This window comes from Rhizobium mulingense (assembly GCF_029194105.1).
Lineage (GTDB): Bacteria > Pseudomonadota > Alphaproteobacteria > Rhizobiales > Rhizobiaceae > Rhizobium > Rhizobium mulingense.
Window position 1 is genome coordinate 116,056 of the sequence record NZ_JARFVE010000015.1, and the last position, 24,328, is coordinate 140,383.

The 24,328-nt window shown below is 59.5% G+C and carries 22 protein-coding genes and 1 pseudogene; 13 read left to right on the top strand and 10 right to left on the bottom strand.

Annotated elements, in window-relative coordinates; all coding sequences use genetic code 11:
* Positions 1 to 8 precede the first annotated feature (8 nt).
* Genes PYR71_RS27175 through PYR71_RS27195 form a run of 5 tightly spaced genes read left to right on the top strand, consistent with a single transcriptional unit; the run spans position 9 to position 4,763 of the window.
* Positions 9 to 893, top strand: a complete 885-nt coding sequence (locus PYR71_RS27175; RefSeq protein WP_275621586.1) for a carbohydrate ABC transporter permease — start codon at positions 9 to 11, stop codon at positions 891 to 893.
* On the top strand, positions 893 to 1,738 hold the full coding sequence (locus PYR71_RS27180) for a carbohydrate ABC transporter permease (protein WP_275621587.1): 846 nt from the start codon (positions 893 to 895) through the stop codon (positions 1,736 to 1,738). The genes PYR71_RS27175 and PYR71_RS27180 overlap by 1 nt, the downstream gene beginning before the upstream one ends.
* A complete protein-coding gene (locus tag PYR71_RS27185; protein ID WP_275621588.1) occupies positions 1,735 to 2,757 on the top strand; it encodes an SIS domain-containing protein in 1,023 nt (340 codons plus the stop codon). The genes PYR71_RS27180 and PYR71_RS27185 overlap by 4 nt, the downstream gene beginning before the upstream one ends.
* On the top strand, positions 2,758 to 3,687 hold the full coding sequence (locus PYR71_RS27190) for a PfkB family carbohydrate kinase (protein WP_275621589.1): 930 nt from the start codon (positions 2,758 to 2,760) through the stop codon (positions 3,685 to 3,687). It abuts the gene before it with no gap.
* Positions 3,684 to 4,763 (top strand): ABC transporter ATP-binding protein, encoded by a 1,080-nt coding sequence (locus PYR71_RS27195; RefSeq protein WP_275621590.1) that lies wholly within the window; start codon positions 3,684 to 3,686, stop codon positions 4,761 to 4,763. The genes PYR71_RS27190 and PYR71_RS27195 overlap by 4 nt, the downstream gene beginning before the upstream one ends.
* Before the next feature lie 28 nt (positions 4,764 to 4,791).
* Here the strand turns inward: PYR71_RS27195 and PYR71_RS27200 are convergent, their stop codons facing one another.
* The 5 genes from PYR71_RS27200 to PYR71_RS27220 form a co-directional block, all read right to left on the bottom strand.
* A complete protein-coding gene (locus tag PYR71_RS27200; protein WP_077994883.1) occupies positions 4,792 to 5,619 on the bottom strand; it encodes a glycoside hydrolase family 16 protein in 828 nt (275 codons plus the stop codon).
* Positions 5,620 to 5,671: 52 nt separating this feature from the next.
* Positions 5,672 to 7,153 carry a lipopolysaccharide biosynthesis protein gene (locus PYR71_RS27205; protein ID WP_077994884.1) on the bottom strand — a complete coding sequence of 494 codons (1,482 nt, stop codon included), beginning with the start codon at positions 7,151 to 7,153 and terminating at the stop codon, positions 5,672 to 5,674.
* A 78-nt stretch (positions 7,154 to 7,231) separates the two neighbouring features.
* The gene (locus tag PYR71_RS27210; protein WP_275621591.1) at positions 7,232 to 8,476 is read right to left on the bottom strand and encodes a glycosyltransferase family 4 protein; all 1,245 of its coding nucleotides are present in this window, start codon (positions 8,474 to 8,476) and stop codon (positions 7,232 to 7,234) included.
* Entirely contained in the window at positions 8,473 to 9,819 is a 1,347-nt protein-coding gene (locus tag PYR71_RS27215; RefSeq protein ID WP_275621592.1) for a glycosyltransferase family 4 protein, read from the bottom strand. The genes PYR71_RS27210 and PYR71_RS27215 overlap by 4 nt, the downstream gene beginning before the upstream one ends.
* Positions 9,819 to 10,556, bottom strand: coding sequence for a Crp/Fnr family transcriptional regulator (locus PYR71_RS27220; RefSeq protein WP_183920025.1), 738 nt, complete (start codon positions 10,554 to 10,556; stop codon positions 9,819 to 9,821). The genes PYR71_RS27215 and PYR71_RS27220 overlap by 1 nt, the downstream gene beginning before the upstream one ends.
* A 473-nt stretch (positions 10,557 to 11,029) precedes the next feature.
* Between PYR71_RS27220 and PYR71_RS27225 the strand changes: the two genes are divergently transcribed.
* The 5 genes from PYR71_RS27225 to PYR71_RS27245 all read left to right on the top strand — a co-directional run bounded on the left by PYR71_RS27225 (position 11,030) and on the right by PYR71_RS27245 (position 17,551).
* A complete protein-coding gene (locus PYR71_RS27225) occupies positions 11,030 to 11,731 on the top strand; it encodes a sugar transferase (RefSeq protein WP_009995030.1) in 702 nt (233 codons plus the stop codon).
* A 114-nt stretch (positions 11,732 to 11,845) separates the two neighbouring features.
* Positions 11,846 to 13,612, top strand: coding sequence for a GumC family protein (locus tag PYR71_RS27230; protein ID WP_183920027.1), 1,767 nt, complete (start codon positions 11,846 to 11,848; stop codon positions 13,610 to 13,612).
* Positions 13,609 to 14,571, top strand: coding sequence for a glycosyltransferase family 2 protein (locus PYR71_RS27235; protein ID WP_275621593.1), 963 nt, complete (start codon positions 13,609 to 13,611; stop codon positions 14,569 to 14,571). Before PYR71_RS27230 ends, PYR71_RS27235 begins: the two co-directional genes overlap by 4 nt.
* A gap of 4 nt (positions 14,572 to 14,575) precedes the next feature.
* Entirely contained in the window at positions 14,576 to 15,955 is a 1,380-nt protein-coding gene (locus PYR71_RS27240) for a polysaccharide biosynthesis/export family protein (RefSeq protein ID WP_275621594.1), read from the top strand.
* Positions 15,956 to 16,081: 126 nt separating this feature from the next.
* A complete protein-coding gene (locus PYR71_RS27245; RefSeq protein WP_106796557.1) occupies positions 16,082 to 17,551 on the top strand; it encodes a hypothetical protein in 1,470 nt (489 codons plus the stop codon).
* Between the two features lie 188 nt (positions 17,552 to 17,739).
* On the opposite strand, the gene PYR71_RS27250 is transcribed toward PYR71_RS27245, so the two are convergent.
* Positions 17,740 to 18,036 (bottom strand): hypothetical protein, encoded by a 297-nt coding sequence (locus PYR71_RS27250; protein ID WP_077994891.1) that lies wholly within the window; start codon positions 18,034 to 18,036, stop codon positions 17,740 to 17,742.
* Entirely contained in the window at positions 18,030 to 18,275 is a 246-nt protein-coding gene (locus PYR71_RS27255; RefSeq protein ID WP_275621595.1) for a hypothetical protein, read from the bottom strand. Before PYR71_RS27255 ends, PYR71_RS27250 begins: the two co-directional genes overlap by 7 nt.
* A 69-nt stretch (positions 18,276 to 18,344) precedes the next feature.
* On the opposite strand from PYR71_RS27255, the gene PYR71_RS27260 reads away from it, so the two are divergent.
* A complete protein-coding gene (locus PYR71_RS27260; protein ID WP_275621596.1) occupies positions 18,345 to 19,256 on the top strand; it encodes a glycosyltransferase family 8 protein in 912 nt (303 codons plus the stop codon).
* 130 nt (positions 19,257 to 19,386) lie between these two features.
* Positions 19,387 to 20,409, top strand: coding sequence for a glycosyltransferase family 2 protein (locus PYR71_RS27265; protein WP_275621597.1), 1,023 nt, complete (start codon positions 19,387 to 19,389; stop codon positions 20,407 to 20,409).
* Between the two features lie 109 nt (positions 20,410 to 20,518).
* Here PYR71_RS27265 and PYR71_RS27270 read toward each other — a convergent pair.
* Positions 20,519 to 21,261, bottom strand: a pseudogene (locus PYR71_RS27270) (Crp/Fnr family transcriptional regulator); the annotation flags it as partial.
* A 438-nt stretch (positions 21,262 to 21,699) separates the two neighbouring features.
* On the opposite strand from PYR71_RS27270, the gene PYR71_RS27275 reads away from it, so the two are divergent.
* A complete protein-coding gene (locus tag PYR71_RS27275; RefSeq protein WP_275621598.1) occupies positions 21,700 to 22,350 on the top strand; it encodes a sugar transferase in 651 nt (216 codons plus the stop codon).
* Between the two features lie 31 nt (positions 22,351 to 22,381).
* Here the strand turns inward: PYR71_RS27275 and PYR71_RS27280 are convergent, their stop codons facing one another.
* Both PYR71_RS27280 and PYR71_RS27285 read right to left on the bottom strand, forming a co-directional pair.
* Positions 22,382 to 22,681 carry a hypothetical protein gene (locus PYR71_RS27280; protein WP_275621599.1) on the bottom strand — a complete coding sequence of 100 codons (300 nt, stop codon included), beginning with the start codon at positions 22,679 to 22,681 and terminating at the stop codon, positions 22,382 to 22,384.
* 374 nt (positions 22,682 to 23,055) lie between these two features.
* On the bottom strand, positions 23,056 to 24,165 hold the full coding sequence (locus PYR71_RS27285) for an acyltransferase family protein (protein WP_323115751.1): 1,110 nt from the start codon (positions 24,163 to 24,165) through the stop codon (positions 23,056 to 23,058).
* Positions 24,166 to 24,328: the final 163 nt, after the last annotated feature.

Sequence of the window (24,328 nt, forward strand, 5' to 3'; positions counted from 1 at the left end):
TCGCCTCGATGTCGGGCACATGGCTGACAACCCGCGCGTGGCTTTTGATGCTGCCGCTTCTCATGGTCATGATCTCAGTCATCGGCTGGCCGCTCGCCGATACCGTCGGCCTCTCTTTCACCGATGCCAAGCTGGTCGGCACCGAGGGCAATTTCGTCGGCATCGACAATTACGCCAAGATGCTCTCCGGCTCGAATTTCCAGCGCACGTTGGTCACCACTGCATGGTTCGCGATCGTCTCGGTCGCCGCCGAAATGGTGATCGGCGTGCTTGCCGCGCTGCTGCTGAATCAGCAGTTCCGCGGCCGCACTGCGCTCCGCGCCCTGATGATCCTGCCCTGGGCGCTGCCGACGGTCGTCAACGCCACGCTCTGGCGGCTGATTTATAATCCTGAATACGGTGCGCTCAACGCGGCGTTGACGCAGCTTGGTCTGCTCGATGCCTATCGCTCCTGGCTCGGCGAGCCGGGCACGGCGCTTGCCGCCCTCATCGTCGCCGACTGCTGGAAGAACTTCCCGCTGGTGGCGCTGATCGCGCTTGCCGCACTCCAGGCCGTGCCGCGCGATATTACCGCCGCCTCCCTCGTTGACGGCGCCGGCCCCTTCGCCCGCTTCCGCTTCGTCATCCTGCCCTATCTCGCCGGCCCGCTGATGGTAGCGCTCGTGCTGCGCACGATCGAAGCCTTCAAGGTATTCGACATCATCTGGGTCATGACCCGCGGCGGACCGGCCAACAGCACCCGCACGCTCTCGATCCTCGTGTACCAGGAAGCCTTCTCCTTCCAGCGGGCGGGCTCGGGCGCGTCGTTGGCATTGATCGTCACGCTGCTGGTCACGCTGCTTGCCGCCGGCTATGCCGCCCTGGTGCGCAAGACCGCCGGGAGTGCCGTCTGATGGAACGCCAGAGCCCGCTGTTTTCCGCCTTCATTCATCTCTCAGCGCTGCTGCTTGCCGCCGTCATCCTGGCTCCGATCCTGTGGCTGTTCATCATGAGCATTTCGCCGGCCGCCGATCTTGCGGCAAAGCCGCTGCGCTGGTGGCCGCAGACGATGGATTTCTCGCGTTACCAGGTCCTGCTGTCGACGCTCGAAAATAGCGCTGGCGCCGCCTTCACCTCATCGCTGCGCAACAGCGTCGAGGTGGCCGGCATGGCGACCATCGCCGCCATCGCGCTTGCCATTCCGGCCGGCTGGGCGGTGTCGCGCACGCCTTCTGTGGGATGGTCGCTGTCGATGGTGATCGCCACCTATATGCTGCCGCCCGTAGCACTCGCCGTGCCGCTCTATATGGGTCTGTCCCATCTCGGCATGCTGAACAACGTCTTCGGCCTAGCCCTCGTCTATCTCACCATCCTGGCACCCTTCACCACCTGGCTGATGAAATCGGGCTTCGATTCCATCCCGCGCGAGATTGAATCCGCCGCAATGATCGATGGCGCCGGCCTGTTCCAGACGCTGAGAATTATTACGCTGCCGCTTGCCGCCCCCGTGGTCGCGACATCGAGCCTCTTCGCGTTCCTGCTGGCCTGGGATGAATTCTTCTATGCGCTGCTCTTCACCTCGGACCAGCGCGCCAAGACGCTGACCGTCGCCATTGCCGATCTCGCCGGCGGCCGCGTTTCCGATTACGGACTGATCGCCACGGCAGGCGTGCTCGCCGCCCTGCCCCCGGTGCTGATCGGCCTCGTCATGCAACGCGCCCTGATTTCAGGGCTCACCAGCGGCGGCGTCAAGGGATGAAGATGACAACAGAAAGAAACCGGCCGGCCGGACTTGCTGCGATCGACCGCGAGATGGTGCGCCAGCACGCCGATGCAATCGCCTCTTATGAAGCCGCCGCACCGGTGGCGGCAAGAGCCGCCGTCTCGCTGAAGAAGACCGGCCGGCTTTTACTGCTCGGCATGGGCGGCTCGCATGCCGTCAACCGCGCCGTCGAGCCGCTCTACCGTGCGCTCGGCATCGATGCCGTCGCCTTGCCGCTGTCCGAGCAGCTCGGTCAGCCGCTGCCGATCGCCGGCAGGACGATCTTCGTCACCTCGCAATCGGGCGAAAGTGCCGAAGTCGTGCGCTGGTTCAACGAAACCGGCGGTACGGAGGAAAGCTTCGGCCTGACGCTCGAAGGCAGTTCCTTCCTCGCCAGAACCGCCCCGTCGCTGGTCGGCAGCGGCGGCACGGAACTTGCCTTTGCCGCAACCCGCAGCCTGACAGTGACCTTCGCCTTGCATCTCGCGATCTTGACTGCCCTCGGCGAAGATCCCGCGGCCGCACTTGCCGTCCTCAAGGCGCCGGAAGACCACGACATCTCAGCGGCCCTTTCCGCACTGGAAAACGTCGTGACCGTCGTCACCTCCGGCCGCCGCCTGCAAGGTGTCGCCGAGGCATTGGCCCTCGGGTTGACGGAGCTTTCGCGACGGCCCTGCTTCTCCCTCGAAGGCGGCCAGCTGCGCCATGGCCCAATGGAAATGCTGGGGCCGGAGATTGGCGTCGTACTGTTTCGCGGCTTCGACGAGACCGCCGGCCTCGTCACCACCATGGCGGTATCCGCCGTCGAGACCGGCGCGCCCGTCATCCTGTTCGACGCCTCGAGCGAAGCCCCCGTCACAGGGGCGGTGACGATCCGTTTTGCGCCAGCGACGGGGCTTGCCGCGATCTTCGCGATGCTGCCGGTCGCCCAGCGGCTGATGATCGCCTTTGCAGGAACCCGCGTGGAGAATGCCGGAACGCCGATCCGCTCCACCAAGATTACCCGGAGTGAATGAATGCGGCCGCTTGCAGTCATCGGCAACGTCAATGTCGATCTCATCCTCGGACCGGCCGCCCCCTGGCCGAAGGCCGGCACGGAAATCATCGTCGATCACGACGAGCTCCGCGTCGGCGGCTCCGCTGGCAACAGCGCGCTCGCCTGGCAGGCGCTCGGCATCGAATTCGAGATCGCCGCCAATATCGGCAGCGACCAGTTCGGCCGCTGGCTGGCCGAAGCCTTCGGCCGGCGTTCCGAGAAGTGGCCGGCGCGCCCCGAGAAAACGACGCTTTCCGTCGGCATCACCCATCCGGACGGCGAGCGTACTTTCTTCACGACGACCGGCCACCTGCCGCGCTTCAGCCTCGCCGACGTCTTCGCCGTCATCGACGGCGAAAGGCTGCGCGGTGGGTACGCGCTTCTCTGCGGCGGCTTTCTGACTAACGACCTGGCGAGCGAATATGACGCTTTCTTCGACTGGGCCGACAGCCACGACATCACCGTCGCACTCGATACCGGCTGGCCGCTCGACGGCTGGACCGAAAAAAATTGCGCGGCCGCCCGCGCCTGGCTTTCGCGCAGCGGCATCGCACTCCTGAACGAGGTCGAGACGACGACGCTTGCCGGCATCGCCGATCCGCTCGAAGCCGCCCGTGAGATCAGGTCGCATATGCCGGAGGGCGTGATCGTCGTCGTCAAGCGCGGCCCGGACGGCGCCATCGCCATCGGGCCGGACGGCCTGCCGGCATCCGCAACTGCACCCGTCGTCAAGGTCGTCGATACGATCGGCGCCGGCGATGTCTTCAATGCCGGCTTCCTGGCAGCATTGGCAGACGGCAAGCCGCTGGCTTCCTGCCTGGCGGCAGGGACACAGGTCGCCTCGCGCGCCATTTCCACCCTTCCCCGCAGCTATGGCGAGCCATCGGCTCCTCAGGAGCCCATGTCATGAGCGCGCTCGACATTGAAAACATCCGCAAGACCTATGGCGAAGTGGAAACGCTGAAAGGCATCGACATCTCGCTGGAAAGCGGCGAATTCCTCGTGCTGCTCGGCTCGTCGGGCTGCGGCAAGTCCACGCTCCTCAACATCATTGCCGGCCTTGCCGAGGCGACGAGCGGCGACGTCAGGATCGGTGGGCGGTCGGTGCTCGGAGTACATCCGAAGGACCGCGACATCGCCATGGTCTTTCAATCCTATGCGCTCTATCCCAATCTGACGGTGCACCGGAACATCGGCTTCGGCCTGGAAATGCGCAAGGTGCCGGCGCCCGCGCGCGACAAGGCCGTGCGCGATGCCGCGAAACTCCTGCAGATCGAAAACCTTCTCGACCGCAAACCGAGCCAGCTCTCCGGCGGCCAGCGCCAGCGCGTCGCGATCGGCCGGGCGCTGGTGCGTAAGCCGGAAGTGTTTCTCTTCGACGAGCCGCTCTCCAATCTCGACGCCAAGCTGCGCATGGAGATGCGCACTGAGATCAAGCGGCTGCATCAGATGCTGAAGACCACGGTCGTCTATGTAACCCATGATCAAATCGAGGCGATGACCCTTGCAAGCCGCATCGCCGTCATGCGCGACGGCCGTATCGAGCAGCTGGGCTCGCCTGAGAAAATCTACAACCATCCGGCAACACTCTATGTTGCCACCTTCGTCGGCGCTCCGCCGATGAACCTGCTGAAGGCGACAGTGCGCGATGGCCGGCTGGCGATTGCAGGTTCTGATGCCAGCCTGCCCCTACCGACCCGCTTCGCCGAAGCCGCCGTCAATGGCCGCGAACTCGTCCTCGGCATCCGCCCCGAGGCCCTGCGCACGGACGGCGCCGGCCCGTCGCTCGAGGCAACCCTGGAGGTCGCCGAGCTGACCGGTCCAGAACTCGTCGTCACCGCCCTTGCCGGAAATCAGCGGCTGATGGCTTGCCTACCGCCGCGCACGCCGATCCGCGACGACGAAACGCTCACCCTCTTCTTCGACGAGGAGGCGATGCATCTCTTCGACCTGGAAACCGGTCTCAGCTGCCTCAAGGAGCAATAGGCCGACCATGGCACCCTGAGCTCCTCGTTCAATTCGCCGCGTCGGCGGGCTTTCGCTTGTAAACATGGATATAGTCGACGAGCAGAATGGAAGGATTCGGCGTTTCATCGATCGGCCATCCCGAGCCGAGCGCCAGATTGACCAGCGGATAGAACGGCATGTGGAACTCCTTCGGGGTTTCGAAGCTCCAAAGGTATTGCCGATCCAAATAGAAGGTCGTCCTGTCGGCTTGGATATCGACGCCGTAGGTATGATACTCGCTGTTTAGAATTCCGTCCTCGACCGTTTTCCAATAGCCGCCGGTCGAGTTCTGGCCGCCTTGGCTCTGACGCCAGATATGAAAACCCATGCTGAATTCGTAAGGCGCGCGGCCGTAATATTCCAGCACGTCGATCTCGGCTGTGTATTTCGACCGGTCGAGCCCGATGAGCCAGAAGGCCGGCCAGACGCCCTTGCCCGGCGGCAGCTTCATCCGTGCTTCGAAATAGCCGAACTGCTGCGAGAAACCTTCGCCCTTCGGGTTCACTGACGACAGCAAGCCTGAACGCCAGGTGCCATCGGCCTCCTTGCGTGCTTCGATCTTCAGAATTCCCTGATCGGTGGTAAACGGAAAGCCGGGAGCCGGATCAGTGAAACGGGCATCACCGAAATCGCCGTTCCAGGGCGTATGAGCGATCCAGCGGGAGCTTTTCTCTCCCCAGGGCGAAACGTCGAGGCTGTCGAAACTCTCGTCGAATGTCAGCTGGTATGCATCAATATTGAGCGGTTCCTGGGCCACGCTAGGCTGGCCGGGCAGCGCGCCTAGACCGAGTACGACGAGCAGACCGAGCCACTTGGCAGATATCCCGTAACGCATTGTTATTCCCTTGAAAACGCTTCAACCAAATCGTCGGGGGCATTTGCCCCGATCATGAGGTGAGAACCTCGTTCCGTCGCGGCATCAGCCTTTGAACGACGATGGCCTCAATGCCGTCGGGCCTTCCGACCATGTGCCACAGCAGTAGCGCGCCAACCCAGAAAATGCCCGCTGCCACCCCGCCGCAAAGCGCGACGCAGACGACAAGAGTGACGCCGACAGGCATGGCGACGAGCATCGGCCCCACCCAGAGCAGGAAGGCGATCATCGGCAGGCTCGCGGCCAGCGGACGGATAAAGGAATTCAGTTGCGTGGCAAAACTTGCGCCGATCAGCCGCCGTGTGATGACAAGCGATGCGCCATAGGCGACGAGGACTGCCACGATCCGCGCGCCGAGTGCCCCCGCCACCTGAAAATAGCCGATGCCCAGAATGGTGACCGGTACCCTGACGGCGAACTCGACAAACATCCTGAGAGCGACATAACGGGTATTGTTCATGACCATCGCCAATGGCGGCATCATGTTTGTCGGAAGACCAAGCAGGCTGACAAGGCACAGCCACTGCAGAATTGGCGCGGCCGATGCCCACTTCTCGCCGACGAGGATGCGCACGGTCGGCTCGGCGAGAAGGGCAAGTGCAATGAGAATGGGTGCCGCGACGAAGGTGATCGCATTCGTCGCCTTCAGATAGGCGGCGATCAGGTTGCGGCGATCTTCGACCGTGGAGAAGGCCGCCATCAGCGGGCGCAGCAACGGTCCGACGAAGGTTTGATACGGAATACCGGCGATATTGTCGGCGACGCTGAAGGCGCCGAACGTCGACAGGCCGGTAAAACGCGGCAGAAGCAGCCGGTCCAGTTGCCAGTTGATCGAACTCAACACCTGCGACACCGTATTCCAGCTGATCATGTCCTGAAAATGCTTCCATTCGGAAAGGCTGAACGTCGGTCGCATCGGCGCAAGAACATAGGAGGTGATCATCGCCGCGGTCGGGCCGGCGACCGCTCCGATCGCCAGCCCCCAATAGCTGCCTGTTGCCACAGCTACCCCCACTCCGAACAGCAACGTCGATCCCTTGGCGATGAGGTCGAGCGCGAACTCGCGTTTGAAATCGAACCGCTGCATGAAAAGAACCATGCGCGGGCTGACCACGCTGCGCATCGCAGGCGCGATCGCGAGAACGGCGACAAGGGCGAAAAGCCGAGGATCGTTGTAGACCAGCGCCATTGGCCAGGAGATGATCATCATCAGCAGGCTGATGGCCAGCCCTCTCAGCAGGCTGAGGGTGAAGGCCGTGGCGAACATCTCGTCCGAAGGCGACGATTGACGCATCAGCGCCTGGGTCAACGGCAGGTCCAGGATTGCCTCGACGATAACCAGGACCGACGTCGCGATGGCGACCAGGCCGAAATCCGCAGGACTCAGCAGCCTTGCCAGGACAAGGAGGCTGACGAAATCGAGCATCCGCGCGAGGAATTTTCCACTGATCGTCCAGATGCTCGCGGTCGCCGTCCTCTGAGATACGCTTGACATGATCGGTTTATCTATTTCTCGTCGAGGGGTTGAGACGGCGGTCGGGGCTGCAAGGCGGGCTGCTGCGTTCTTTCCCCCTCAACCCGGCCGTCTTCTGAAGACGCCGGCTGCTCCGTCTCTGTGGCTGGACAGTTGTTGCTCAATGAGACCGGACAGGCGATCGCGGAATACGGCCGAGGAGAATTTCAGCGAATGCGCGCGGATTGCATGCGGATCGATATCGTCCTCGACCTCTTCGAATGCTGCCATCGTTTCCAAAAGGGCTTCCGTCGTCTGCTCAGCGAAGCGAAAGCCGACCTGCGGCGCGGATACGGTTTCCCGGGCGCCGCCCGCATCGAAGGCCAAAACCGGCCGCCCTGATGCCATCGCTTCAACCGGCAGGATGCCGAAATCCTCCGTGCCCGGAAACAACAAGGCCCTGCATCGCGACAGGTGATCGCGCAGCACGTTGAAAGGCTGATGGCCGAGAAACTGAACGGTCGGCCCGGCGATCGACTTCAGGTAAGGGAGTTGTTCGCCCTCTCCGATCACCACCAGTTTCCGGCCGGCCTCGGTGCAGGCGCGCACGGCGATATCCGGCCGCTTGTAGGTAGTTAGCTGTCCCGCATAGAGGTAGAATTCGCCTTTCCCCTTGCCCACGGCAAAATCGTCGGTCGCAACCGGCGGATGGATAACGACGGCGTCCCGATCGTAGAACCGTCGGATGCGGCTTGCGACATATTCGGAGTTGGCGACGAACACATCGACGCGTGAGGACGTCGTCACGTCCCAGGCGCGCAGCACGGGCGCGGTAATTGACATCAGGGCACGTCCCACCCAGGGCAGGCCATGGCGATAGACATGGAACTGATCCCAGATGTAGCGCATCGGCGAATGGCAGTAGCAGACATGGAGGGCGTCGGCGCGTGTGATGATGCCTTTGGCGGGGCCGGATTCGCTCGACAGCACAAGGTCGTAATCCTGCAGATCGAACTGCTCAAGCGCAAAGGGCATCAGCGGCAGCATCTTGGTGTAGTGTCGCTGAGCGCCGGGGATCTTCTGCAGGAAGGACGTGCGAATGTTGCGCGTCTTCAGAAAATCGCTGATGCGATCCCGGTTGCAGACGAGGGTGAAGATGTCGGCCTGCGGGAACATCCGGCACAGCTCTTCCAGAACCTTCTCGCCGCCGCGCATCGAAACGAGCCAGTAATGTACGATGGCGACACGAAGTTGCCCGCTCTCTTTTGAGGTTCCGGCCTCGGTGACGCGTCTTTTCGTCATAACAGGCGCATCGGTCAAAAATAGCCTCGCGTCGGGAAGAGAGGTCGCTGCTTTAAGGGTCAACTGAATACTCCTTGTATCGCCACACCGTCTGCCGGCTCGGAAACCGCATTCGTCGAAATCAGGCTGTAATATTCGGCAAGAAGCGCATCGCGCCATTCCTCGTGTGTCGTGGCGAGATCCGGCGACAGCCGGAAGGCCAGCTCGCTCATGGCGCGGACCTCTTGCGCGGGCATTTGACTGAACCGCGTCAAAGTATCGGCAAAGGCACTTTCATCGGCGGTGTCGCAGGCAAGTGCCATGCCGGCTCTTTCCATTTCTTCGGCGAGAAAGGCGCTGCGCGACATGATGACGGGCAGACCGCTTCTTGCCGCTTCGATAGCGACGAGACCGAACGGCTCGGGATAGCGCGAGGGCATCAACAGCGCACGCGCCTTGCGGATGATCGGGCCTATCTCCGCATGCGACTGCCAGCCGATTGCCCTGACATGATCTCCCGACGCTGCGACCCGCGGCATCAGCGGCCCGTCGCCGATCACGCAGAGCCTGACACCGGCTCGGCGCGTGGCGGCGACGGCGTCCTCAACGCCTTTCTCCTCGTCCAGCCGTCCGATGAACACGAACTCGTCGTTGGCTTCCGCTTCGATGCGGTTGATGGAGAGTGGAGCGACGGGATTGCGGATCGTCGTCAGCCGTTCTGGCCGATAGCCGGCGCCGACCAGAAAACTCGCCATCTTCTCATGCAGCAGGATGATCCGGCCGAATTCAGCCTGACCCTTCAGCAGCCGAAGGATATTCGAGCCGCGGGCAACCCGCCACAATTTGTGCGAATAACTTCTCTTGTCGCAAGCCGTCGCAATGCAGCCTCCGCCAAGCGGGCGCCGTAGGCAGATTTCCTGCGACTGATAGTCGAAGAAGGCGCCATTGGGGCAGGCCGTGAAGAAATCATGGGCGTGAACCACGCACCGTCCGGCGACCGGCGCCAGTGCCTTGAAAATCGCGGGGGACAGGATCTGGTGCCAGCCATGCACATGGTAGACGGTGTTGACGGTATCTTTTTCGGCAATCCAGTTCGCCGCCATGCGGACGGCGGCGCCGTTGTGAATGCCGGTGACGAATGCCTTCGCACGCTCGGCGCTGAGCAGGTCGCGGCTGTTCAGCCCGAACATCGAGATCCCGAGTGCGACAAGCTCCGCATTGGCCGCATCATCCCCGCTGATATAGGTCACGGGGATGTCGAGCCCGCGAAAAAGCTTGGCAGACAGTACCGCCAGGGCTGTCGCACCGCCTTTGGCCACCGAATAGTCGTCAATCACGACCACGCGATCGATCTTTGCCGTGCGTGGGCCGGGAAGGCGGCCAATGCTTGCGGTGGATCGAAGACCCTCGGAAAGCGACGGGCGCATTACTTCACCAAAACCGCGCCGTTGGCACAGGCTTCAAGCGCCTTGCGGTTGAGAATGCGGATCTTGCCCTGCCCCCCGTCAATGATCTTGCCTTCCCGCAGGCGCCGAAGGGATTGATTGACCTTCTCGCGCGACGCCGGCAGCGTCGCGGCCAGGTCATTTTGGGAGATGATCAGTTCGTCCCCGCTGTTTACAACGTCTTTTCCATAAACAGCCGAAAGCCGCAGCAGTGTGCTGGCTAGCCTCGACTGCAGGCTCGACGCCGCATTCGAAATGATCCGGAGTTCAAGCTCCGAAATACGCGCCAGCGCCCTGGAAAAAACCTTTTCGCGGAAGGAGGCATCACTGGCGTACTTGTCGCGCAACAGGCGACCTTCGAAGAAATGCAGCTCGCAGTTGGAGCCCGCTCGGTATTCGAGGCTTACCGTCTGCCTGCGCAGAACCTCGAGCTCGCCGATCAGGCCTGATTTCGGAATGATCTCGACAATGAATTCCCTGCCGTCGGGCAGCATCGTACTTGCGTTAACCACCCCGGAATGCACGCGCGCGAACATATCGATAAGGACGCCGGCCCCGGCAATGACCTCGCCGCGCCGGAAACGCCGGACGCTCGACCGGCAGGAAAGAAATTCATCGTCAAGCACGATGCGGCTGCCGAGATGAATGCCGCCGCTGGCCGATATCGTCGGCTTGCCGATGCCGGCCCTGCGATCTGATGCGTGTGTCACCCCGTCCATGCGCATAACTCCAATACTCGAATAACGACAAAAATGCTGCACCGCACCATTTATATTACCTTAATATCCAAGTCAAATTACATCTCCAATAGTCAACGTAAATATCGAGATTACAATTAGTTGAAAAAACAAAAATACATCAATATATCGCGTTAAGAACCTCGAGAAGATCAAATAAAGCGCATCTGATTGAAATTTACGCTCATCTACAAGTCTTGATGATTAAAAAATATCATTAATCCGAATGACGATATCACAAATATAGATGTATCTACGCGCCCTAACCACGATTTGGTAGTTTAAATCCTGATTTAAAATCAAAATAGTTTGCCAGACGCCACGATCGGATCTCTCTTCTGCGGTTTCCTAGCATAAAGTATTTATTAAGGATTATGACTTTGGTAACAGACAACAAGAGTGCGGCGCAGCAAATTTCGAACGGTTGTTAATCGGAAAGTTTTTGGAGACCCCCAATGGCATGGGATGCACATAGTTTCGAGGCATGGTCGCGTGTCGAACGGTCTGCGAAAGACGGCGACCTCTATGCGTCCCGGCCTCGTACAGCGGGCAGATCGGTCAAGCGCGCACTCGACCTTCAGTTGGCGATCACCGCCCTGGTCCTGCTTTCCCCGCTTCTGCTGCTCGTCGCAATGATCGTGAAATTCTCCGACCGCGGCCCGGTCTTCTATTCCCATACGCGCATCGGCTTCGGCGGAGCGCCGTTCGGATGCCTCAAGTTTCGCACGATGAAGACCGATGCGAGCGCGCAGCTGTCCGAATTGCTGCAAAACAGCGCGGCTGCGCGCAGCGAATGGGAAGCGACGCGCAAGCTGAAGGATGATCCGAGGATCACCGCCGTCGGCGACATTCTGCGACGGTCGAGCCTCGACGAGCTCCCCCAGTTGTTCAATGTGCTGCGTGGCGAAATGAGCCTGGTCGGACCGCGGCCGATCACCGCCGAAGAATTGCCGCGCTACGGCGAGCACATCTGGGCCTACATGGCCGTCCGTCCTGGACTGACCGGTCACTGGCAGACCAGCGGGCGCAACGATGTCAGCTATGAACACCGGGTTTCCCTCGACGTTCACTACCTCAATAACTGGTCGCTCGGCCGGGACTTGATCATCATCGCCAAGACGATCCCAGCTCTGTTTTCGCAGCGTGGCTCGTACTGAGCATCGAAGGGGAAAGCTGCCGAACATGTCCGTCGGAAGACACGCCCCCTTCGTCCCCTCCAGGCTGCCAGTATCTCGTAACTCCGTAATCTCGCCAGTTTGGATTAGGACGACATGACCTCAAGCACAATCTTCAGCGGTGTTTCCCCGATATCCCTGCCTGCCGCCGCAGCCGCTGGCGGGAACTCGCCGCTGACCCTGCGGGACATGCTGTTTTTTCTTAAAATGCGCTGGCTATGGATCCTGGCCACGACCTTTGCCTTCCTTGTAATCGCCGGCAGCTACCTTCTCACCGCCGCGCCGACTTATGTTGCCAGCACGCAACTTGTCATCTTCCCCCAGGTGAACAGCTCCGAAGCTCAAAGAGCCTTCGCGGAAGATGCATTCATCGAAGGGCAGCTGGAGATTGCCAGATCAAGCGATGTCGTCGACGGAACGGTAAGAGCGCTCGACCTTGATAGCGATCCCGACTTTGTCGATTGGAAACCTTCGCTTCTGGACAAGTCGAAGGACTGGCTTCTGAGAATTTCTGCTCAAATGGATACGGGGCAGGAAGCGGCAGGCATGAGAGCGAGTGATACCCCATCCAGACCGCGGACGGAGCAGGAACAGCTCCACGACCTGGCAATCGCCACCCTACAGAACATGATGGCCTTACGCCGGATCGGGAATTCCACGATCATCGAGATATCAGCTGCAGCGTCGACCCCTCAGAAGGCCGTCGCCATCGCTGATACGCTCGCCAGGCAATATATCCAGAAGAATATCGCAATGAAGGCCGATTCCTCCCGCCAATACAGCGACTGGCTGGAGAAATTCGTGAGGGAGCAACAGCGTGGGCTCGCCGATGCCTCCAGCGCCCTGAACACATTCAACAGCAACCCGCGCGACCAGTTCAAGCTTGCGGAGCTGCAGAGCGCGACCGATGCCCGCCGCGCCCTTTATGAAAGCACGCTGACCCAGCTTACCGAAGCCAAGCAGCGCATAACCTACCCCGTATCCGACGCCACGATCGTCTCACGGGCCACGCTACCTCTTTCAAAGGCGAGGCCGCGCAGCACGCTCATCATTGCCTTTGCCGGGGCGGTCGGCCTTGGCGTCGGCCTGGCGCTCGCCATGGTAAGGCACGCCAGCGACCGCCGGATCGTCCGTCCTCAGCAGATCGCGGATGCCGGCGGAGTGTCCATCATCACCGTGCTGGCAAGATCGAAGCAGAACCGGAATGGGCACTCAGCCGGCGTCCTCGCCGCCGACGCGGGCAGCATGAATACGGCCGCCTATCCAGTTATTCCCGGCATGGCGGAATTGAGCGCAACCGTCGTCGGCCTTCGGCGCAAACGCCGCGTCGTCATCGGAATCGTCGCCGTCGATACCGGCAGCGGGACATCGACCATTGCATGCGAACTGGCGGTGCTGTCGTCGATGTCAGGGGCGCAGACGCTGCTCATCGATGCGGCAGCGCAGAATTCCTCGCTCAGCAAATCGATCGCGCCTCATAGTTCCAAAGGTCTCGTCGATGTTCTCGACAATGGCGAACTGATCCAGACGGCGGCGTTGCCCCTCACCCCGACCCTGAAATTCCTTCCACTCGGGAAGGTAGAAGCCGTGACGCCGGCCGTTCGTCTAAGTTCCCGCCGCACCCAGTTGAGCTTCGCCGACCTGAAAAAGGAATTCGACGCTATATTCGTCGATATTTCCCCCTTCTCGACTTCCCCCGACGCCAATGCGATCGCGCCGGAGCTGGATGGCGTCCTCGTCGTCACCTCGCATGGGCGCACTTCGATCGACGATACCGTGCGCGTTATTGAGACCATGCGCAATGTCGGCGCCGAGATCCTCGGCGCGGTCATCAACCATGCACCGAAGAGAATAGAGTCATGATCTCACCTCCGACAGGAACAGCAGGACAGGGCCGTCCATTGCGAATTGCCTTGGGGATCGCCTCGGCGGGCCGCCCTTCGATATTGCGGGAGACCATCGATTATCTCACCGGCCTGCCGGACCAGGCGGAACGGCTCATCGTCTGCGTGCCCGTGATCGAGGATGCGGCCGGGCTTGCCGACCGCCGCGACGTGGACGTCATCGTCGGCAGCCGCGGCCTGACCGCCCAGCGCAATAGGATCATCCAGGCCGCCGCGGCTGATACGGACGTTCTGATCTTCCTCGATGACGACTTCATTCCCGCCGCGACTTTCCTATCGCGCATGGCGGCCGTCTTTGCAACAAAGCCGGACGTGGCAATCGCCACCGGCGAGGTGCTGGCCGACGGCGTGCTCGACGGGGGCCTCAGCATGGCGAAGGCCTTGGAGGTTCTCTATACGGCAGGCGAAGGCGCCGAGCACGTGGCGGATGTCTATAACGCCTATGGATGCAACATGGCGGTTCGCCTTGCGCCCGTCGTCGAGCACGCCCTGACCTTCGACGAGCAGTTGCCGCTTTACGGCTGGCTCGAAGATGTCGATTTCAGCAGGTCCGTCGCCCGCCACGGCCGGTCCGTCTATGTCGAAGGCGCCCGCGGCGTGCATCTCGGCGTCAGATCCGGACGCCAGCCCGGCCGAAGGCTCGGCTATTCGCAGGTCGCCAATCCTTTCTACCTGATCCGCAAGGGCACGATGTCGAAAGGCCGTGCAATCGCGCAGATCGGCCGCAATATCCTGGCTAATATGTCGGGCGTCCTGTTGAAGGACCGGCTGATCGATCGGTGGGGACGTTTGAACGGCAATTTGCTGGCGCTGACCGATCTTGTCGTCGGTCGTGCCTCTCCGTCCCGCATTCTCGAATTCGGCACTTCCTCGCCGCACGAAATGCCTTCACCGTCGATCGCAACGGAGCGGAGATAGACCAATGCAGCCAGCATCCCTGTTCCATCGACTCGTTTCCGCGCCACTCGCCTTGCTGGCATTCGCCTGCCTGACCGGCTGGAGCGTCGCCCATGCGCAAACATTCACTCTCGTGCCGGAAGACAAGGTCAGGCTGCGCGTCGTCGAATGGCGGTCGTCGGATTCCCGCTATGCCAGCTGGGAGGCCCTCGATGGCGTCTATACCATCGACGATGCCGGCAACCTGTCGATCCCGATCGCTGGCCACCTGCAGGCGAATGGAAAGACGACCGAGCAGCTTGCCGATGCCATTGCCAGCGCGCTGGCCGAAAAATCCGCACTTCCGGGCAAGCCGTATATCGCCCTGGAGATTGCCGAGCACGCACCGATTTTCGTGACCGGAACCGTGCAAACCCCCGGCCGCTATCCGTTTGAACCCAACATGACGGTGATGAAGGCCGTCAGCATCGCCGGCGGCTTCCTCAGAGAACGCGAGGACAACACCTATTTCGAGCGCGACCGGATCCAGGCTGCCGGCGCCTACCGGACGGCCGTTATCAACCGGCGCGATCTCCTGATGCGACAGGCGCGGCTGCGCGCCGAGATCGCCGGCCAACAGAGTTTCGAGATCCCCGACGAACTGGTGGGAACGCCCGACGTCGACAAGTTGAAGGCACAGGAATTGAACCTAATGCGGTTGCGGCGCGTCGATATCGACAGCCGGATCGAAGCGGCGAATGACCTGACCCGCCTCTATGGCCAACAGGTCGAATCGCTCACGGCCAAGATCAGTTCGCAAAAACGGCAGATCGACCTTGCCCAGAAGGAACTGGACAATGTCAACAGCCTGGTGAGCAAAGGCCTCGTCAGCAATTCCCGCCAGGTCTCTGTCGACCGCTGGGTGGCGGATGCGCAAGGCACCTTGATCGATCTCGAAGTCGCCCTGACCACGGCTCGCCAAGGCCTCAGCGAAGCCGACCGTTCCAAGATCAACATCGTCAACAGGCAGAACAGCGAAAACCAAGACCTGCTGAATCAGGTCAATCTCGCGATCGGCAGGGCGGCGATCGATATCCAGGTAGCCCAGCTCCTCGGCGAACAGGCCGGCTACGACGCTCAGCTCGCCCAGATCAACACGGACGCGCCGGGGCTCGGCCGGGCAAAAAAGAACTACAGGATCGTGCGTCGCAATGATGACGGAACCTCCCACGACATCGTGGCGGACGAGCAAACCGCATTGCTACCGCATGACCTCGTCGAGGTCGGTCTTGACACGGCCCCTCAAGCGCCATCCTCATCGCCGCAGACAGCACCGCAGAAACAGAGCTTGACGGTCCCGTCATCCGATGTGGCCCGAGACAATCGCTCCGCTCCCGGCTGGATATCCCAGACCGGATCGAATTAGGAGGCGATTGTGATCATCGACGACAGCCGGCGGGCTTTCGCCTCGCACATCCTGCCGAAAGCTGGATGCGACTTTTCGGCAAATGCCAGGCCTCGGCCGCTCATTCTTCTGCTTGGGATCTGAAGCATGTCGATAGAGCCGATCGGTTTCGTGGTTCTGCTGCTTGGCGCGCTCAGCATGCTGAACGGCGCGCGTTTTGCCGTCACCGCCCTTTGCCTTTCGACGCTGCTCGGTGCCGCAGCGGCTCTGCAGTTGCCGGCGCTCGGCGGCAGCAGCATCCAGCCGAGCCATCTTCTGGTGCTCTTTCTGGTCATGACGGTCTTGCTGCGCCCGGTTCAGATGCAAGCGACGCTCGCCAGCATCGCCTATCCCGGCCCCGGCTTCTGGTTTGCCTGCTACATCCTGTTCTCCGTGGTGTCGTCCTTCTTCCTGCCCCGTATTTTTGCCGGCGCGACCCTCGTTTACTCCTCCGCCAGAGACCCCTCGGGGATGATGTCGACGGTAGCGGCTCCACTGGCTCCGGGTTCATCCAATATCAGCCAGTCCGTCTATCTTCTCGGCGACCTCGCCTGCTTCGCCGTCGTCGCCGGACTTGCCCGGTTGGGATATGGCCGGTTCATCGCGCGGCAGCTGATCGTCGCATCGATAGCGTGTTTTGCCTTCGCGCTGATCGACCTCGCAACGTTCCAGATCGGCCAGGCCCAGCTGCTCGATATCATCAGGAATGCGAATTATACGATGCACACGGCCGAGACCATCCACGGTTTCAAGCGCATCGTCGGCCCCTTTCCCGAAGCAAGTGCTTATGGCGCCGTTGCATTGGCCTATTTCGCCTTCACACTCATGTTATGGCTGGAGCGCGTCCAAAGCCGCATGGCTGGGTTGGCAACTCTTCTGATCGGCCCGACCATCGTGCTCTGCACCTCGACAACCGCCTATGTCGCGGGCGTCTTTCTTGTCTGCATGTTCGTGTTGTTCTGCCTGAAACGACTGATCGGCGGTTCCGCCACGACCCCGCACGTGACTTTCCTTGCGATCACGCTGTTCTTCATCCCCTGCGCCATCACCGCGCTCAGCCTTGTCCCCGATGCGTGGAATTCCATCGCCGGTCTCCTGACCACCACCGTATCGGACAAACTGCAATCGCAGTCCGGCGAAGAGCGCACCGCCTGGAACACCCTGGCATTGATCGCATTTGTCGATACCGCCACTTTCGGCGCCGGACTGGGCACGGTTCGAGCTTCCAGCTTCATCGCGGCGTTGCTGTCCAATGTCGGATTGACCGGCACCGCGCTGTTCGCCGTCTTCGTGTACAGTCTGATGAGGGCAGCCGGCCGGCACAAATCCGGCGACCGGCAAACCCACGCGATCGGAACCGCCGCCGTAATGGCATCCATCGCACAGATCGGCTCCGCAGCGATATCAGGAAGCGGCACGGATCTCGGCTTACTGTTCAGCACTTCGGCGGGGCTGGCCGCGGGCTGCCTGGCCGAAGCTTATGTGCCGCGGCATCGGGCGCCCTCATCGCCTGCGAACCGGCGTCCTATAGAGGCATCGGCATCTCCTTTGAGAGCGCCGATGTTTTCAACGCCATGACGCCCGCTCGGCACTTTCGCGATTGCGCCGAATGGCGGCCTGGCGCAGCCGGACACGGGCGAACACAGGTTCGGGGCCGCTCGGCGACGCCGCACCCTCCAGGGATTCCCGGTGAAATCAGGCTGCCGTTCGCAAGCGATCCCAAACCACGATCCAGGGAGGGATATGCCGCTGCTTCCGTCCCAATATCAGCTCTGCTGACGCTCGCTGGCGGCAGAGACACTGTCGGGGGAATTGCTCTGCCGCAGTCTGGCATTGCGCCGCAGGACACCCGACAGGAAGACGCCCGACAGATAGCCAATCTCCATCAGCACGAGGATCGCGATACCGGATCCGATCGCCGCTACACTGGAGGACTCATCCACGAAGGCCACGCCGCCGAAGCCGATTGCCACAAGCAATGCGAAGATTGCGAAAGCCCAAGCGCGGATGCAAGCACCGGCAGCTATCGAAATCACGGCGGCGATGAGCGCGGTAATCAGCATTCAAATACCTTTTCTCGCTGCGGCCCGACATGCGCCCCGGCCCCCATTGTCGTGCCGGGGGAGAAGATATCCAAACGCAGCGTCGTCGCAGGCAGGGCATTCTTCATGGTGAATATCTCAACAATGAAACACACGAAAACCGCCAGCAGCCGGACGCCGACCAGCCAACGACCGAGGCTGTGTCGCGGCAATATATACCGGACCGGGCTTTCATACGACAGCCCCTTCCGCTCGATCAATAACTGTTCCCTCGACTTGGAAGGCGACAGCGATTCTGTGCTGTTAAAAACGATCGGAAAGGTGAAGACATGAACAATCAGTGCGTCGTCTACGTCACGGATGTCGAATATTCATTTCCGACTATTCTCTCAGCGCTGCAGGCTCGCAAATTCGCGAGCCCCGCGACCGATGTCTGTGTCCTCATGTCGGAACATCTCGATAATTTCGACGAACTCAAAGCCCTACTGGCTGCGAGCGGGGTCGACTTGATCGATGCGACCGAAGCGCTGCAGGACTCGCTCGGCAAGCTCGATGGATCGCACTTCCAGGGACGTATCAGCGTCAGCACCATGGCCAAGCTGGTCCTGTGCGAGATCCTGCCTGCCAACTATACCCAGATCATCTACCTCGATGGCGACACGCAGATAGTCAGCGATCTCGGCGGGCTCGAAAATGCGGTTGTGCCCGAGGGCAGGTTTTTTGCGGCGCGCGATTACACGGCGATCCATGACTTCCTCGTCACCGGAAAGAACAGCCACTATTTCAACGCGGGGGTCTTGAAATTCCACCGCAAAGGGTGGATCGGGCAGGAGGCGCTTGAGCTTTTTGCTAGAAATCCCGAGGCCTGCGAGGGCAAACATGATCAGGGCGCATTAAATCATGTCTGCGGGTCATCGCTCATCCTCGTATCGAACCGCTGGAACTTTCCTAAACAGTTCCTTCATCTGGTCAACATGTCCGCCCTGTCGATCGTCCATTATATGGCGCATCCGAAGCCTTGGCATGGCACCTTCTTTCCCTGGACCGATCGGGAGAGCCAAGTCTATGTCGACTTGCGCAAAGCACATCCGATTTATAACTCGCTGTATCGCGGAATAAGCTTCGATCGTAAGGCCCTGTATAAGTACCGGTCGATGCGGGCGCGCATCAAACACGCAATCGAGGCGAACGGACCCAATCCGCGGGTCCAGAGCCTGCTGGTTGGCGATTACGCCGTGTGATGCATTGAGGTCCGCCTGGGGGTGAATAGCCGCGGGACTGATCTCGGCATCGCGGTCGACCCTTGGGTTGCAGGCGGACGCGCAACTATTCATCTATTCATTGCAGGATGGATAATGGTCAGGACAGAATATGAGTTATAGGGCTTCCGCCACCAGTATCTCGCATTACGCAAAAGCCCGCCTGCGCCGCTCGCTCAAGGCTCGGCAGGTTCGCTACGACCTGCTGCGCAACGGGCTCAAGCAGGCGCGTCACGTCGTCATCTGCGTCATCCGCGACGAAGGGCACCGGCTGGCATTTTTCCTCCAGTATTATCGCGATCTCGGCTTCGAGCACTTCATCTGCATCGACAACGGCTCGACAGACGGCACAGCCGAATTGCTGTCCGGCTTCGACGATGTCTCCCTTCTTTCTGCTCACGGATCCTACAAGGCGGCGAGATTTGGAAACGACTGGATCAACGAAGTCATCAACCGGCACTGCCAGCAGAAATGGGTCCTCTATGTCGACGCCGATGAGTTCCTGGTCTATCCGCATTGCGACACACGGCCGATCGATCAACTGACCGCCTATATCGATTCCACCGGCGGCCATTCGCTGCGCTCGGTGATGATCGACATGTACAGCCGGCATCCCGTTCTCGAAAACATATGCGAACCCGGCCGCAATCCGCTCGAGGTCTGCAATCTCTTCGACCGGTCCGGCTATGTCGCGCATTTCGACGAACGCAACTGGACGATATGGATCAAGGGCGGCGTCCGCGGCCGGGTCTATTTCCATGACCGGCTCTGGGATGGTCCCGCGCTCAACAAGATCCCTCTCGTCTATATCGAAGGTGAACGTCTTTTTCTCAAATCATCGCACCAGGTCTGGCCGCTCTCCCTGAATTTGGGCGACATGCGCGGAGCGCTCGGCGTATCCGGCGCCCTTCTGCATTTCAAATTCCTGTCGACCTTCGTTCACAATGTTGCCGATGCCGCGCACCGGTCCCAGCACACGGAGGAATATGCGGTATATTCCTCGAGCAAGGACAAGGATGATTTCGTCTACGACGATACGGGCACCTACCGCAGCTGGAAGGATCTCTCCGATCACGGGCTTATTCAGGGTGAAGGCTGGAAATACTGGAAGAATGCCTCCGAAAGCGACGTCTAACCACTATTATCGGGAAGCCGCTTCAACCGCCGTCAAACACAAGCCCCGCCGAGGCGGGTTTTGTCGAGGCTTTCGCTGCCGCATTCGTCGAGGCGCCGTCAAGCGATGTGGACGCCACACCATCGGCGTAGGCTTCCAGCGCCTTCCGATTGAGGATACGGACTTTGCCCTGCATGCCGTCGACCACTTTGCTTTCGCGCAAACGCCGCAGGCATTGATTGACCTTTTCGCGCGACGCCGGCAGCGTCGCCGCCAGGTCATGTTGGGAGATGATCAGCTCATCGCCGCTATGTTGCGCATCCACTTTGTACACGGCAGAAAGGCGCAGCAGCGTCCGGGCCAATCTCTGCCTCAGGTTCGATCCAGCGTTGCAAATGATCCGCAGTTCGAGTTCGGAAACACGCGCCAGCGCCTTCGACAGGAGCTTCAACTGAAATTGCGGATCGTTCGCACACAATCCCGCAGCAAACGACCATCGAAGTAATGCAGTTCGCAGTCCGATGAGGCGCGATATTCCAGGCTGAGGGATTGCTTGCGCAACACCTCCAATTCGCCGATCAAGCCGCCTTTTGGGATCATCTCCACGATGAACTCCCGTCCATCGGCAAGCGGCGTGCTTGCGCTCACCATTCCGCGGTGGACGCATGCGAACATGTCGATGGCGTCCCCGGCGCCGGCAATCACCTCACCCCGTCGAAACTATCGAACACTCGAACGGCAAAACGGGAACTCGTGATCCAGATCACCACGGCCGCCGTATATGATATCTGCAGGCCCTGAAGTAACCGCTTCGCCTATTCGCGCCGCGCATGCACCAGTCTTGTTATCTCTTATGTTAATCGCTCCGTCCATACGACGCAACTCCATGCAGAATATTTTAGCTATTGCTATTCGGCCACATTCATAATTCATTAAATTGTAAAGTACAAATATAATAATATAAGATCTCCAAGCTTGATTTATACACAAATAGTGACGGTCGCATTAATACACATATAATGCAAATTTAATTCTAGCTCATCGATCATCTTAAGCCGAGACCGGATTTTTATATGATTTATCACAATCACCAAACGGAATATTAGATCTATAGAATAATATCGTCCACTTTCATTAATTAATAATATTTTGTTTATATATCCAAAAAGCAAACAGTATCTTAAAGCTTTAAAAGAGGAACTTTGGGAAATAAAGAATTTATTCACCATTATGACCTCGGTTACAGACATCAAACTTGTATTGAAGCAAGCTTCGGATGGTATTTCTGGGATTCGCCCAACGGAGACGCGGATGGCAGGAAAAAATCAGGGCATCAACCCAGCTGACCTTTGGCGGCGTAGCACCGGGGTGCGGAAGGAAGGGCGTCCCTTCAATTCGTCAAAATCCCATACAATCAGCAGAATTTTGAAGCGCGCGTTAGACTTTGTCATTGCGGCATCTCTTTTATTTCTTCTGTCGCCGCTCCTTCTGTCGGGAGCAGTCATTATAATGCTCACCGATCGGGGTGCCGTTTTCAAATCCCATCGGCTTATCGGCTATAGGGGAAAAGAGTTCGGTTGCCTCAAGTTTCGGACGACACGATCAGACGCAACGCCCAGCCTGCATGCGGCTATCGTCGGTGACATCCTGACGCGATCGAGCCTCGACAAGCTTCCGCAACTGGTCAACGTGCTGCTTGGGCAGATGAGCCTCGTCGGGCCTCGCGCCATTCCCAAAGAGGAACTGCCCCGTTACGGCGAACACGCCTATGCCTACGTCGCAGTCCGTCCTGGCCTGACCGGTCATTGGCAGATCAGCGAACACGTCAGTTATCAGAATAGAGTTTTCCTCGACGTCGAGTATCTGCGCAATTGGACACTCACGTTGGATTTCATGATAATGGCAAAGACTATGGCGGCCCTGCTTTCCAGGCACGCTTTACTGCCCAAGACGGACCTGTAGGGTCGTTCGGTTTTCCCTCATACTCGTAGCATTATCCGTGGGGGCGCTTGCCGGTCATAGGATCGCCCTCGGCAACAGAGTTCCTTTTCCGGCGCTTTTGCATATGCTCCCACAACGAGTGGGCGAATAGACCCGCCAGATAGCTCACTTCCATCAAGACAAGCGCTTGGAGGCAGTAGGCGATCGCATCCGAGAAGGAGGAACCTTTCAGCAGGATCACAGCACCCAAGGCAACGACCAGCAGAAATGCAAAGGTTGCAAAGGCCCAGGCGCGAATGGTCGCTCCAGCAGCGATGGAGATGGCAACCACGACAAGCGCGCTCTTCAGCATTAACCCGCTCCTCTCTTCACATCTCCTTTAAACCGCCGGCTGCCTCAATGACATGGCAAAAGCTCAAAGTCGAAACGAAGTTCGATTAAAGTATTTTATCTATTATTGTTAAAATATTCCTAAAACACGCTCAGTAAGCCGACCGAACCAAGCGCAGAATATTCGGCTATTCATCCGACAGGGCCGCTCTATCGTCCGAAACCAAGAGATGTTTGCGGCATGCAGCAAGATTAATGCACGTCATCAGCAAATGTGCAGTAAGCCTCCTCCTTACCACGACAGGTGATGATCCTCCCCCGACAATCGACCACGGTTCAACGAAACAGGGCTCGCCGGTGAATGGCGAGCCCTGCTGATGTCCTGCATCGATAAGGCTATTTCGAGACTGCGGCGGCCAATTGCCGTTTTGCGCCGCGTTGGAGGCTGAAATTTTCAAGCCAAGTAACTTGTTTCCTCAATTTCAACGCCGGCTTTTCGATGAATCTCCACGAGAAGGCGGCAAAGCAGGTCGCAATGATGCTGCAGACAATGCCATTCAACCACCAGTTATGCGCCCAAGGTCCGAGCGCTACGAACGCCTGTTGAATGGGATAGCCGTAGAGAAAAACGCCATAGGAATAGTCGGCTCCACTGAGAATGCCAAGCTTGCGGGGCGAGGTCAGGCCGAGGAAGACCGTGACATATCCGATTGCCGGAATGGCAATGAAATCTCCAAAGGAAGTGAACCAATAGGCCCATAATATGATTGTTGCCGAAGCAAGGAAAATTCTCACATCCCAGAGAACCTTGTCCTTGTAGAGATAGAAGGTCACCCCCATGAGAAACGCGCAGATGAGCAGATTGCCCGACGCGGTCGTGGGCATGGTTGCCCAATCGCTCTCATGTTTCCAATACCTTGCGATACCGAAGCTGATGATCAAAGCCGGCGTTGCGATAAGGGCGATCACCCGCCGCCTGACCACGCCGAGCAGAAACAGGGCGGCGATCGCGGCATAGCACTCAAGCTCGAAGGGCACCGTCCAGAGCTGCCCATTGACCATTGCGGCGTCAGGATTATCCAGGAATACACCGGGGAGATTGAAGTGGATGTGGCCTGTGACATTCAGCAGATAAGTAAAGAACTGAGGATCGGTGAAATAGTCACTCAGGTCATACTCTGTATAGATCGCTCCGAGTATAAAGGCTGCCAGCAATACCTCCACCGCAAGGGCAGGGTAGATCCGGATAAATCGGTTGCCGAGAAAGGAGATCAATGTCTTCGACCGTTCAAGACTGCCAGCCACCAGGAATCCGCTCAAGACGAAGAACATCGGCAGCACTGATTTGATGACAGGACGGAAAGGCGACTCCCAGAGAAACAGGTCATCGCCGTATGTGACGCGGGCCGTATGTATCCAAAGTACTGAAAAAGCTAACAGTAATCGCATATAATCGAATCCTGTCGGTCGCCCTTTCGCTAGATCAAGCTTTTCGCCGAGAAACATCTGTGGCCCTTTCAGAAGTATTGACTCGATTTGGATTGGCAAGCTGTCGCCGCAGCGCAGCGGCGGCATGATTGCCGGGTCGGGACCGCGTGTCAGTGACCAGAGCTACATTAGGAAAAATTGAAGGAGAGAGCGCCCCTCTCCCGAAGACGAGGCAACTGAC